11 protein-coding genes are annotated in these 12,387 nt (G+C 71.0%); 3 read left to right on the forward strand and 8 right to left on the reverse strand.

All coding sequences use genetic code 11. From position 1 onward, the window contains the following. Nucleotides 1-14 precede the first annotated feature (14 nt). From ACZ6ZQ_RS10085 to ACZ6ZQ_RS10110, 6 genes are all read right to left on the reverse strand, one after another. The gene (locus ACZ6ZQ_RS10085) at nucleotides 15-1,181 is read right to left on the reverse strand and encodes a lipid-transfer protein (protein WP_469768069.1); all 1,167 of its coding nucleotides are present in this window, start codon (nucleotides 1,179-1,181) and stop codon (nucleotides 15-17) included. Next, nucleotides 1,178-1,600: a MaoC family dehydratase gene (locus ACZ6ZQ_RS10090; RefSeq protein ID WP_469768070.1), complete on the reverse strand. Its 423-nt coding sequence runs from the start codon at nucleotides 1,598-1,600 to the stop codon at nucleotides 1,178-1,180. The genes ACZ6ZQ_RS10085 and ACZ6ZQ_RS10090 overlap by 4 nt, the downstream gene beginning before the upstream one ends. Further along, a complete protein-coding gene (locus tag ACZ6ZQ_RS10095; RefSeq protein ID WP_469768071.1) occupies nucleotides 1,597-2,628 on the reverse strand; it encodes an acyl-CoA dehydrogenase family protein in 1,032 nt (343 codons plus the stop codon). The genes ACZ6ZQ_RS10090 and ACZ6ZQ_RS10095 overlap by 4 nt, the downstream gene beginning before the upstream one ends. A gap of 3 nt (nucleotides 2,629-2,631) precedes the next feature. Beyond that, the gene (locus ACZ6ZQ_RS10100) at nucleotides 2,632-3,594 is read right to left on the reverse strand and encodes a bifunctional MaoC family dehydratase N-terminal/OB-fold nucleic acid binding domain-containing protein (RefSeq protein WP_469768072.1); all 963 of its coding nucleotides are present in this window, start codon (nucleotides 3,592-3,594) and stop codon (nucleotides 2,632-2,634) included. Then, nucleotides 3,591-4,877, reverse strand: coding sequence for an acyl-CoA dehydrogenase family protein (locus ACZ6ZQ_RS10105; protein ID WP_469768073.1), 1,287 nt, complete (start codon nucleotides 4,875-4,877; stop codon nucleotides 3,591-3,593). Before ACZ6ZQ_RS10105 ends, ACZ6ZQ_RS10100 begins: the two co-directional genes overlap by 4 nt. 348 nt (nucleotides 4,878-5,225) lie before the next feature. Then, on the reverse strand, nucleotides 5,226-5,537 hold the full coding sequence (locus ACZ6ZQ_RS10110; RefSeq protein ID WP_469768074.1) for a hypothetical protein: 312 nt from the start codon (nucleotides 5,535-5,537) through the stop codon (nucleotides 5,226-5,228). Between the two features lie 337 nt (nucleotides 5,538-5,874). Between ACZ6ZQ_RS10110 and ACZ6ZQ_RS10115 the strand changes: the two genes are divergently transcribed. Beyond that, a complete protein-coding gene (locus ACZ6ZQ_RS10115; RefSeq protein WP_469768075.1) occupies nucleotides 5,875-6,750 on the forward strand; it encodes a bifunctional DNA primase/polymerase in 876 nt (291 codons plus the stop codon). Here the strand turns inward: ACZ6ZQ_RS10115 and ACZ6ZQ_RS10120 are convergent. Continuing rightward, nucleotides 6,737-7,537, reverse strand: coding sequence for a DUF817 domain-containing protein (locus ACZ6ZQ_RS10120; RefSeq protein ID WP_469768076.1), 801 nt, complete (start codon nucleotides 7,535-7,537; stop codon nucleotides 6,737-6,739). The two genes, ACZ6ZQ_RS10115 and ACZ6ZQ_RS10120, sit on opposite strands and share 14 nt — an antisense overlap. A gap of 308 nt (nucleotides 7,538-7,845) precedes the next feature. Here ACZ6ZQ_RS10120 and ACZ6ZQ_RS10125 point away from each other — a divergent pair, with 308 nt between their 5' ends. Beyond that, the gene (locus ACZ6ZQ_RS10125; protein WP_469768077.1) at nucleotides 7,846-9,198 is read left to right on the forward strand and encodes a hypothetical protein; all 1,353 of its coding nucleotides are present in this window, start codon (nucleotides 7,846-7,848) and stop codon (nucleotides 9,196-9,198) included. 299 nt (nucleotides 9,199-9,497) lie between these two features. Here ACZ6ZQ_RS10125 and ACZ6ZQ_RS10130 read toward each other — a convergent pair whose 3' ends face one another. Continuing rightward, nucleotides 9,498-10,730 carry an FAD-dependent oxidoreductase gene (locus ACZ6ZQ_RS10130; protein WP_469768078.1) on the reverse strand — a complete coding sequence of 411 codons (1,233 nt, stop codon included), beginning with the start codon at nucleotides 10,728-10,730 and terminating at the stop codon, nucleotides 9,498-9,500. Between the two features lie 189 nt (nucleotides 10,731-10,919). On the opposite strand from ACZ6ZQ_RS10130, the gene ACZ6ZQ_RS10135 reads away from it, so the two are divergent. After that, nucleotides 10,920-12,149 (forward strand): cytochrome P450 family protein, encoded by a 1,230-nt coding sequence (locus tag ACZ6ZQ_RS10135; RefSeq protein ID WP_469768079.1) that lies wholly within the window; start codon nucleotides 10,920-10,922, stop codon nucleotides 12,147-12,149. Nucleotides 12,150-12,387: the final 238 nt, after the last annotated feature.

The following is a 12,387-nucleotide window of genomic DNA, read 5'->3' on the forward strand; positions in this document are numbered from 1 at the left end:
TGGGCGCTCCTCCCTCAGTCGTCCGCGCCGAGGATCAGCCCGGAGGTGGGGACTCCCGTACCCGCCGTGACCAGGGTCCTGGCCGCGCCGGATATCTGGTTCACCGATGTGCCGCGCAGCTGCCTGACCGCTTCCGCGATGCCGTTCATACCGTGCAGATACGCCTCTCCCAGCTGGCCTCCATGCGTGTTGAGGGGAAGGGCGTCCGCGGCTACGAAGTCCGCCGCCTCGCCCGGCCCGCAGAAGCCGAACTCCTCCAGCTGCATGAGCACGAACGGCGTGAAGTGGTCGTAGAGAATGCCCACATCGATGTCCCCCGGGGCCAGTCCCGAGGTCCGCCAGAGCTGGCGGGCGACCACGCCCATCTCGGGCAGTCCGCTGAGATCGTCGCGGTAGTAGCTGGTCATCTGCTCCTGCGCCCGGCCGGCGCCCTGTGCCGCGGCGACGATCACGGCGGGTGGCTGGGGCAGGTCCCTGGCCCGCTCGACAGAGGTCACGACGACGGCCTGACCGCCGTCGGTCTCCTGGCAGCAGTCCAGCAGCCGCAGCGGCTCGACGATCCACCGGGAGGCGGCGTGATCGGCGAGGGTGATCGGCTTCCCGTGGAAGTACGCCGCGGGATTGCGGGCGGCATGGCGCCGGTCCGTCACGGCGACATGACCGAACGCCTCAGGAGTCAGCCCGTACGTGTGGAGATAGCGCTGGGCCGTCATCGCCACCCAGGAGGCGGGGGTGAGCAGCCCGAACGGAATGTTCCAGCCGAGCGCCGCGCCCTCCGCCGACGGCTCCCGCTGCTGCACACCGGAGCCGAATCTCCGGCCCGAGCGCTCGTTGAACGCGCGGTAGCAGACGACGACTTCGGCAACTCCCATCGCAACGGCGAGGGCGGCCTGCTGGACGGTGGCACAGGCCGCGCCGCCGCCGTAGTGGACCCGGGAGAAGAACGACAGCTCGCCGATGCCCGCCGCCTGCGCCACGGTGATCTCGGGGCTCGTGTCCATGGTGAAGGTGACCATGCCGTCGACGTCCGCGGGAGAGAGCCCGGCGTCGTCGAGGGCGGCCCGGACCGCTTCGACGGCCAGCTTCAGTTCGCTGCGCCCGGAGTCCTTGGAGAACTCGGTCGCCCCGATCCCGACGACCGCCGCCCGGCCGCCGAGCGTGTCGGCCCTGCGCACACTCATGATCGCCCCTCCGGAACTGCCCAGGTCACCGTCACCGTGCCGGTGACGTGGTGTCCGATCCCGTTCGCCCCGACGACCCTCACCTGTGCCGTGTCCCCGTCCACTTCGGTGACCGTGCCGGTCAACGTCATGGTGTCGCCCGGGTAGTTGGGGGCACCGAGCCGTATCGCCACCTTGCGGAGCACGGACCGCGGACCGAAGTGGTCCGTGATGAACCGCCCCACCAGTCCGTTGGTCGTCAGTATGTTCATGAAGATGTCCGGGGAGCCCTTCGCCTTCGCGAGCTCCGCGTCATGGTGCACGTCCTGATAGTCCCGGGAGGCGACGGCACCCGCGACGATCAGGGTGCGGGTGATGGGGATGGTGAGCGGAGGCAGTTCCTCGCCAACGCGTGGGCCACTGTGTGTCGCGTCGCTCATGCCGTCTCCTCCTTCGCGAGCAACATGCCGAGTTCGTCGAGGAGTTGGGAGCCGCTGCCCAGATAGGCGTCGAGCTGGCGCCCCCACAGGAAGTGCCGGTGGACGGGGTGGTCGATGTCGGCGCCGAGACCGCCGTGCAGATGCTGTCCGGTATGGACGACCCGCTTGCCCGCCTCGGACGCCCACCAGCCGGCGGTCAGCGCGTACGTGACGCACGGCAGGCCTTCGTCGTACCGCCAGGCCGCCTCGTACGCGGTGACCCGGATCGCCTCCGTGTCCATGAACGCGTCGGCGGCGCGGAGCTGTACGGCCTGGTTGGTGGAGAGGGGGCGGCCGAACTGCTCCCGTGTCGAGGTGTACGCCACGGTCCTGGCGAGGGAGCCCGCGCACACGCCCGCCTGGAGCCCTGCGAAGGCGGTACGGGCCGCGGCGAGCACGTCCTCGTACGCCCCGTCGTCGCCGACCCGCTCACCGGGCGTGCCGTCCAGCGTGAGCCGGCCCGCCGCCCACGGGGCGGTGGTCTCCACCCGTGCGGTCTGCGCGTCGACCGTCCGTATCAGCCACAGGGCACGGTCGTCGTCGGGCACGAGCACATGGGTGGCGTCCCTCAGCCACGGCACCCAGGTGACCGTCCCGGTCAGCCGCCCGTCGGCGGCCCGCACCGCACCGCACGCGGGGAACGCGCCGGTCGCGACGGCCGTCCCCTCCCGCAGGGCCGGCAGCAGGCGCGCCCGCTGCTCGTCCGTGCCGTGCCGGACCAGCGCAAGGAGTCCGTAGACGCAGCTCGCCGCGAGGGGAACCTGCGCGGTCGTGCGCCCCTGCTCCTCCAGCAGCAGCACGAGGCCGAGCAGCCCGATGTCCTCGACGGCCGCGGTCAGCCCGGCCGCGCACAGCGCCTTCCACAGCTCGGCGTCGGTTCCGGTACCGGCCCCGGTGGCGACGAGCCGCTCATGCGTGGACAGGTCCCCGAAGATCCTCGCTGCGAGATCGCGGGCCGCGGCCTGCTCCTCCGTGGGTGTGAAGTCCATGCCTCAGCCCTCGCTCCCCCGGAACACGGGCAGCTCCAGCTCCTCGTCGACCCGCAGGAACTCGAGCCGGACCGGCATCCCGATCCGCACCTTGTCGTACGGCACCCCGGTCACGTTGCTGACGATCCGCACACCTTCGGCGAGCTCGATGAGCCCCACCGCGTATGGACCCACCGCATATGGACCCGCCGCGTCAGGACCCGCCGAGTCGGCGGCATGCTCGGAGACGGTGAAGGCCGGGAAGGGCGGGTGGTGCATCACCACGTACGAGTAGACGGTCCCGTCTCCGCCCGCCTCGACCGTGTCCCACTCCGCCGAACCGCACGCACCGCACCCCGGCAGCCAGGGGAAGCGGAGCGTCCCGCACCCTCCGCAGCGCTGTATCAGCAGCTTGTGCTCGGCGACGCCGTCCCAGAATCCGGCGTTGTCCCGGTTGATCACCGGGCGGGGCCGTCGGGCCTTGGGCTTCCTTGCGGCGGCCGGTGTGTACTTGAGGATGCGGAAGCGGTGCGTCCCCGCGAGCTCGCCGTCCGCGCGGATGTCCATCCTGGTCGTGACGAAGTGCCCCGTCCCCAGCTTGGTCGTCTTGCGCGGCGACACCGACTCGATCACCGAGTCGTAGGTGATCCGGTCACCCGGCCGCAGCGGTCTCAGATACTCCTGCTCGCAGTCGGTCGCCACCACCGAGGTGAACCCGGCGCCGTCGAGCAGCGCGGACAGCTCGTCATACTCGCCCGAGCGGTCCGAGTGCCCTGAGAGACCGCCCATCGTCCAGGCCTGGAGCATCGTCGGCGGGGCGATCGCGTCCGGTCCCGCGTACGCCGGATTCGTGTCGCCCATCGCCTCGCACCAGTGCCTGATCATCGGCTCGTTGACGAGGTCCTTGCCCGTGCCCGCCGTGGTCGCGACCCGCCGCCCCTCGTACGCCTTCAGCCGCGTGTACAGGTCGTCCGAATCCGTATTCACCGCTTCCCCCTCCGCATCCCGAGCCGCATCGTCGCGACGATCTCCCGCTGCACCTCGCTCACCCCGCCCCCGAAGGTGTTGATCTGCGCCGCCCGGTTCATCCGCTCCAGCTCCCCGTCGCCGAAGACTCCCGGTGAACCGGCCCTCACCAGTCCCGCCTGGCCCGTGATTTCCTGGCACATTCGATACACCTCAACGGCCGATTCGGTTCCCATGAACTTCACGCCGCTCGCGTCGCCGGGGGCCGGTCGACCGGCCCCCACATCCCCCACCAAACGCCAGTTGAGCAGGCGCGTTGCAGCGAGTCGGGCATGCACTTCGGCGAGCCTGGACCGCACCCACGGCTCGTCAACCGGTCGGCCGCCCGTCACCGGATCGGGGGTACGTGCATGCTGCAGCGCCGCCGCGGCGAAGTCCTCGGCCTGCATGCCGATGGCCGCGAGCGCGACCCGCTCGTGGTTCAGCTGGTTGGTGATCAGACCCCAGCCGCCGTTCTCCTCGCCGACCAGATTCGCTGCGGGCACGCGTACCGCGTCGTAGTACGTCGACGTCGTCGTCAGCCCGCCGACCGTCTCGATCGGCGTCCAGGAGAAGCCCGGCGCGTCCGTCGGCACCAGGATGATCGAGATGCCCTTGTGCTTGGGCGCCTGCGGATCCGTACGGCAGGCGAGCCAGATCCAGTCGGCGTTCTGGGCGTTCGAGGTGAAGATCTTCTGCCCGTCGATCAGCCAGCCGCCTGCCTCGCGGCCCGCACCCCCGACCGGCCCCGACCCACGGCCCGAATCCCCGACCGGGTCACGGCTCCCGCCCCCGACAGGCTCACCCCCGGCTTCCCGGCCCTCCTCGGCGTCGGCCGCACCACCTGCCCGCACCGCCTTCGTCCGCAGCGAGGCGAGATCCGTACCGGCCTCGGGCTCGCTGTACCCGATCGCGAAGACGACATCGCCGCACAGGATCCGCGGCAGGAAGAAGGACTTCTGCTCCTCGGTCCCGTACTTCATCAGGGTCGGGCCGACGGTGTTCAGCGTGACCATGGAGACGGGCGCGCCCGCGCGGTACGCCTCGTCGAGGAAGACGAACTGCTCGTCCGCGCCGCGGCCCTGCCCGCCGTACTCGACGGGCCAGCCGAGCCCGAGCAGCCCGTCGGTGCCGATCCGCCGCAGCAGCCGGCGCTGCTCCGCCGTGTCCTCGGCGGCCGGCGGCCCGCCCGGCATCAGCTCGCGGAAATACGAACGGAGTTCGGCGCGCAGCCGCTGCTGGCGCTCTGTCGGGGCAAGGTGCACGGCGGCGGCCTCCCGGGCGGCGCAGGAGTGAGGGCTGTGAGGGGTTCTCGACTGTCGGGGACCCGACCCTGCAGGTTTCTGACTGTCCGTCAGATAAGCCGGAGCTGTCAAGGTCATGAACACGGCCAAGGCGTCGCCGACGTCGCCCGGACACCCGCGCGCGAGGTGGCCCTCGTGCCCGCCCGCGAGGTGGCCCTCGTGCCCGCCCACGCGAAAGCCCGGGTTCCCCCGATGCTGCCCCCGATGGGCAAAGAACGAGGAACGGCCTGCACGCCGATGCCGTAGCACCGCCGTACAGGCCGTTGTTCACCCCTGCTCACCCCTCACCAGGCCCCCTCGGGCCGCGACTCACCAGAGCTCGAAGAAGTTCACCGCGACGCTGTCGTCCGACTGGTCGATCGCCGTGAAGCCCGAGCCGTTCACGCTCGCCGTGTTGTTCTCGTTGGAGGCCCCGGAACCGGTGGCCACCTGCTGGGTGGTCGTCGAGTTGCCCAGGTTGTCGTTGCCCACACCGCTGCCGCTGATCACGGCCACGGCCGCGTTCGATCCGTCGTCCGCGAAGGCTCCGCTGTCGGCGTGCGCCACACCGGCGAAGAGAGCGGCGGCGAGGGGCAGCGCGGCGACGGCGGCCAGGGCGCGGGCGGTACGGATGCTTGCCATGTCAATTCCTCCAGGAATTGGAAGTGCACCAGAGTGCACCGGAAGTTCAGAACTGCGGCTGGAACCCGGGCGGTTGGCCGACCGCCTCGGGTCGTTCTCACGACGTCGCGAGTCCAGAGTTGCCCACCGAATCCCCGGCGAACCACCCCGGAGGCCGCGATTCCTCCTCAAGCGTGAGGACATGTCGATAAACCCCCTCCACGCTCTCAAATCCGCAGCTCAAGCCGCTCCGTACCGCCAGAACCGCCCGCGGCGGCAGGAGAAGCGTTCCGGCACATTTTCCGCCATTCCCCCACCACCCCTTCCTTTAGTCGAACACTAGTACGAACATAGAGCCATGGCCACCACCGACCGGCACAGCGCCACCCTGGCCCTCGCCCACGCTCTCTCCGCTGCCGAGCGCGGGCTCCCCGTGATCCCCCTGTCCGCCACCAAGCTCCCCGCCCTCCCCTCACCCCACCGCCGCGACCCGCAGCCGGTCTTCTGCCGCGGCGAGTGCGGACTCCTCGGACACGGCGTGCACGACGCCACCGCCGACCCCGCCGCCGTACGGGCGCTCTTCGCCGCCGCGCCCTGGGCCACGGGGTACGGGATCGCGTGCGGCCGGCCACCGCACCACCTGATCGGTGTCGATCTCGACACCAAGTCCGCGGCGACGGGCGGCACGGACTCCGTCGCGGCGCTGCGTCAGCTGGCGCTCCAGCATCTGTTCACGGTCCCGGAGACGGTCACCGTGATCACGCCGAGCGGCGGGCGGCATCTGTGGCTGACCGGCCCGCCCGACGTCGTCGTCCCCAACTCGGCGAGCCGCCTCGCGCCCGGTATCGACATCAGGGGAGCCGGGGGCTACCTCGTCGGTCCGGGGTCGGTCTCGGCGCACGGTGCGTACCGGCTCGCGCCCGGCTCAGCGAACTTGTCCCCCGCACCCTGCCCCAGCGCTCTGCTGCACCTGATCGCGCCCCCCACGCGCCCCCACCACCCGGCGCCGTCCCGCGCGCCGCGGGGCCAGGGCCTCGGCCTCGTTCAATTCGTGCTCGCCGCGAACGAGGGGCAGCGCAACACCCGGCTGTTCTGGGCCGCCTGCCGGGCGTACGAGAACGGCATCGGCGACTCCCTCGCGGACGCGCTGACCGACGCCGCCGTGCATACCGGCCTGACCGAACGCGAGGCACGCGCCACCATCGCGTCGGCGGCCCGCCTCACGAACCGCTGACCGCGCCCGTCGCACCGGACCCCCGTCCCCCACGCCTCCTCGCCCGCTCGGCGATCACGAACGTCACGCTGATCAGCAGGGCCCAGGCCCCGAACTTCGCCACCGAAACCGGCTGCCAGCCGTCCAGCTGGTCCGGGTAGCTCCACGCGCCGGCATACGTCGCCGCGTTCTCCGCGACCCAGAGGAAGAAGCCGATCAACACGAAGCCGAGCGCGAGTGGCATACGGTAACGCCGCGCGCCCACGGTGTAGCCGACCCACGTCCCGGCGGTCGCACACAGCATCGCCGCGGCCAGCACCCAGCGGGCGTCCGGCAGCCAGTGGTGGCTGAAGAAGTTCACGTACACGGCGCCCGCGAGCCAGGCCATCACAGACGGCCGGTAGCCGGTCAGCCGAAGATCCAGCAGCTGCCAGGCGCGGCAGACGTAACTGCCCACCGCCGAGTAGAGGAACCCGCCGTACAGCGGCACGCCCCAGACCTTCGTGACCGCGTCCTCCGGGTAACTCCACGACCCGAGCCGCACCTTGACCAGTTCGAACAGCAGCCCGACGAGATGGCATCCGGCGATCACCACGGTGTCCCGCGCGCTGTCCCAGCCCACCCAGCGCGCCACCACGGCCAGCCCGACCCCGTACACCAGCACCAGGTCGTAGCGTGCGACGGGAAGCTCGGGCAGCATCCCCGACACGGCGATTCCGCCGACGAGCGCGACCGCGAACGCGCAGCAGCGCGCCTGCAGCAGCCCGAAGCGTACGAGCTGCCGTGCTCCCTCGCAGATCTTCTCCATGCCTTGTGGACGCGCGCCGTGCTTCGGGCGGTTGTACGAGGCGCAGCACCATCTTCCGCACTCCGGTGACATGCCTCACAGGAGAAACACAGGAATCGAGAGCAACTGTCCGCCTTGGATGCTTTCACCCACCCTGCGAGTCGGCCTGAGTCGGCGTCACCTGCCCCGCCCTCCACGTAACTTGCTTCCTCCCCGACATATCCCGGTCATACGATCACCGCGATCATCACAATCGCCACACAGTCGCGCCGCGTGAACAAACACCGCGGCGGCTGGCCCACGATTTCGGATCCCAGAAAAGGGTGCTCGTGACATTCCGTCGCATTCTGGCAACGACCGTCGCCGCTGCCGTGACCACGCCCGCCGTGCTGCTCTCCGTCACCCCTGCGTTCGCCGACAGCACTCCGGCCACCACGCAGGCCGAGAAGCAGGCCAACGAGAGGCGGGCCGCCGCGCCGGCCGGTGACCGGACCGGCAAGCCGCGGGCCGGCACGTCCTCCATCGAAGAGCTGGAGAAGGCCGCCGCGCAGGCGCAGAAGGCGTACGACGATGCCGTGGCCGCCGAGCAGGCCGCGCAGAAGGCCGTGGATGCCGCCTTCTCGGACGACGCGCTCCTCGCCGTTGCGGCCAAGGCCGCCGAGAAGGAAGCGGCCGACGCCACGACCGCCCTGGCAAACGCCGAGAATGCGCTCGCCGGCGCGAAGGCCGCGCTCGCCGCACTGCCCGAGTCCGCCACCGAGGAGAAGGCAGCCGCCGAGAAGGCGGTGGCGGATGCCGAGGCAGCCGCCACGACCGCCAAGGCCAACAAGATCGCGGCCGACGACAAGGCGGAGAAGGCCCGGACGGCCGCGGACGACGCCCGCATCGCCGCGCTCAAGGCGCTGGCCAAGGCTCAGAAGGCCACGGCCGAGGCCCTGAAAGCGAAGAACGCGGCCGACAAGGCGCTCGCCGACGCCAAGGAGGAAGAAGACGGGGGAGAAGAAGGCGAGGAGGGCGACTGCTCGTACGAGAGCGAGCTCACCACCGTCGCCGACGGCCTGCCTGCCAAGATCGTCGCCGGCTCCACGGTCGACTTCTCGCTCCGGGTGACCAACGGGACCGACAAGACGCTCGACAAGGTCCTGCCGTTCGTCTACTTCCACGCGACGGACAAGAGCGGCTACAACGTCACCGACGGCGCCTTCAGTCTGCAGTGGTCCACCGCCGCTTCCCCCACCTGGAAGACGGTCGAGGAGGACAGCTACGCCGGTTCCATCACCCCGCTGAAGGCCGGCGCCCACGCCGACGTCAAGCTGCGCCTGAAGGTCGACGGCAAGGCACCGGCCGGTGAGGGTCTCGCCTTCTTCGCCGGTGACTACGTCAACAAGGACGGCTCCTGCGGCGGGAACGACTTCACCGAGTACTCCTTCGAGCTGCTGGCCGCCGGCACCAAGCCCGGCAAGACCGACGACGCCAAGCCCGGCAAGACCACGCCGAGCACCTCGGGCACGCAGGCGCAGACCACGTCCACCCAGCCGCTGAACTCCACCACCGGCAGCCTGGCCGACACGGGCTCCGCCTCGGCTCTGCCGCAGCTCGCCGCGGCGGCCGGAGCGGCCGTGGCGCTCGGCGCAGGCACCGTCGTCGTGCTGCGCCGCCGCAAGGCGGGCTCCGCCTCCTGACGCACCACCCCTCGTGTGCGTGAGCCTGCCTCGCGTACGTGAGGCACGTGAGGCACCCCCTCCCGTACGGGCACCCTTCGCGTGCGCGAGGAAGGGCGCTCCCCGGCAGCGGGGGGCGCCCTTTTGCGAGGCGGTCGCCGACCTGAGAGTGCGGTGCGGCTCACCGCACGGACCCGGGCCTCGCGGCACGGACCCGGGCCTCGCGGCACAGACCCGTGCCTCGCGGCACAGACCCGTGCCTCGCGGCACAGACCCGTGCCTCGCGGCACAGACGCGAGCCTCACCGCCCCGACACACGGTCACCGAACCGACGCCGCCGGCGGACGTTCGCGTACGGCGCCGTAGGCGATGAAGTACGCCGGCACCCGGCTCAGCCACCGCGAGGTCGTGAGCAGCTCGGTCACCCGCTGCGCCCGCGCAGGGTTGCCGAACGGCGGGCGGCCCGTCAGCAGCGGTTCGATGACCCGCGCGTGGGCGGTCCGCTGCAGCGCCTGCGTCACGACCGTGGTCGGCCAGCGACGGCGCTGGACGGCGCGTACGTCCCGCAGACCGACCGCGCCTTCGCGCAGCGGTTCGACGAGATACCGGGCGGCGGCCACGGCGTCCTCGACGGCGAGGTTGATGCCGATGCCGAAGACCGGCGACATGGCGTGCGCCGCATCGCCGATGCACAACAGACCCGGGCGGTGCCAGCGCCGGAGGCGGTCGAGTCGGACATCGAGGAGTTTCACCTCGTCCCACGACCGCAGCGCGTGCACCCGGTCCGCGAGCCATGGGACGGCCGCCGTGAAATCGGCCATGAACCGATCGAGACCGGCGGCGCGGCGCGGGGCGTCGGTGCCCTTCTGGATCAGCGCGGCGACCTGCCAGTAGTCCCCACGGTCGATCATGGCGCTGAAGAAGCGGTCGCCGACGCCTCCCACCAGCCCGTGCGGATCGTCCTCCCGCCGCGGCAGCCGGAACCACCAGGCGTCCATCGGGCAGGTGAAACTCCGCAGCCCCAGTTCGGGCAGCAACCGGGCCAGCGAGCTCCGGCCGTCGCAGGCCACGGTCAGGGTTGCCCGTAGCTCACCGGTGCGGCCGTCCGGGGTGCGGTACCGCACCCCGGTGACCCGTCCGCGCTCCACCAGGAAGGAGGTCGCCTCGGTGCTCATCCGTACGGAGAAGGAAGGCTCCCGCCCGGCCTCGTCGGCAAGGAGGTTGAGCAGGTCCCACTGCGGCACCATCGCGATGTAGTTGTACGGGCCGCGCAGCACGCCGATGTCTCCGACGGTGACCAGCGAACGGTCCGGGCCGAGCGGCAACTGGACCGTCGTCACCCGCCGCTGCGGCAGACCGGCGAACCGCTCGGCCAGGCCCAGGTCGTCCAGCAGCGCCAGGGTGGACGGATGCACGGTGTCGCCGCGGAAGTCGCGCAGGAAGTCGCCGTGCTTCTCCAGGACGGTGACCTCGACACCGGCCCGGGCGAGCAGCAGGGCGAGGACCATTCCGGCGGGGCCGCCACCCACCACACAGCACGTGGTCCGCTCCATCGCACCCGCTCCCTTCGGTGAAATCCAGCGATCCACCACACTGGGGCATATACCCTCAAGTCCGGATCAATCTGTCGCAAGAGTTCGCGAAGCACACCTCACGCGTTCGCGACGCACCTCAAGCGTTCGCCATGCACGTCAAGCGTTCGCAGCGCACGTCAGGCGTCGCGACGCACCTCGGGAGGCACGATGAGCCAGCAACCGGTCCTTCTGCCCTACGCCGACCCGGCCTTCGTCGCCGACCCCTTCCCGCTCTACCGACAGCTGCGCGAGGAAGGCCCGGTGCGCCGCGCCGTCATCGCCGGCGGCCTGGAAGCCTGGCTGGTCACGCGGTACGACGACGGCCTCGCGGCGCTCTCCGACCCGCGGCTGAGCAGCGACATCCACGACGCGTCGGATCCCCGGCTCATGGAGACGCTGCCCGCGACGGAGCGCGAGTCCATGGTGAGCAACATGCTCCGCTCCGACCCGCCCGACCACACCCGCCTGCGCCGCCTGGTCTCGAAGGCGTTCACCGCGCGGAGGGTGGCCGAGCTGCGGCCCCGCGTCCAGGAGATCACCGACCGACTGCTCGACGCGATCGCGCCCACCGGCCGCGCCGACCTCGTCGCGGACTTCGCGCTGCCCCTCCCGGTCACCGTGATCAGCGAACTGCTCGGCGTGCCCGTGGACGACCGGCACGACTTCCAGCGGTGGACCGACCAGATGATCATGCGAGGTGCGAAGCTGCCCGACCCGGCCCTGGTGGACGAGGCCTGGCAGCACATGCGCTCATACCTGACCAAGCTGCTGGAAGCCAAACGAGCCCGGCCCGGGGACGACCTGCTCAGCGCGCTGATCACCGCCCGGGACGAGGAGCAGCGACTGGACGAGGACGAACTGATCGCCATGGTGTTCCTGCTGCTCGTGGCGGGGTACATCACCACGGTCAACCTGATCGGCGGCGGCGTCGCCACACTGCTCGCCAACCCCGGCCAGCTGGAGATGCTGCGGGACGATCCGGAACTGATGCCCGGCGCGATCGAGGAGTTCCTCCGCTACGACGGACCGGTCAGCCCCGGCATCGCCCGTTTCGCGCGCGAGGACGTCACCATCGCGGGCGTCACCATCCCGCGCGGCGCGACCGTGCTGATCGCGTCCGCCATCGCCGACCGCGACCCGTCGCGGTTCCCCGACCCCGACCGCCTGGACATCACCCGGCAGGACAACGCCCACCTCGCGTTCGGACACGGCATCCACTACTGCCTGGGAGCGCCGCTGGCCCGGCTGGAGGGCCAGATCGCCATCGGCACCGTCCTGCGCCGCCTTCCCGGCCTCGCCCTCGCCGTACCCCCCGGCGAACTGCGCTGGCGCCTCGGCGGCCTCCGCGGCCCCCAGCACCTGCCCGTCACCTTCACCCCGGTCGACCCGAAAGGGTAACGGGGCGTGCTCACGGTCCGGACGGGCCTCGGTCCGGACGGGCCTCGGTCCGGACGGGCCTCGGTCCACACGCCTGCCCGTCGGCACCCGGTTTCAGGGCCCGGAAGACCTCCGACGTCCGGGCCTTTTCGCCTCTCACGCACGTCCCTTTTGGCTGCTCACAACCGTTTCGCGCACTCGTTCGAATCCTGTCCGCCCGCTGTGTTAGGTTGCGGCGCCTTCCGGAGGACTGTTCCGC

This window comes from Streptomyces sp. NPDC053673 (genome assembly GCF_055585225.1).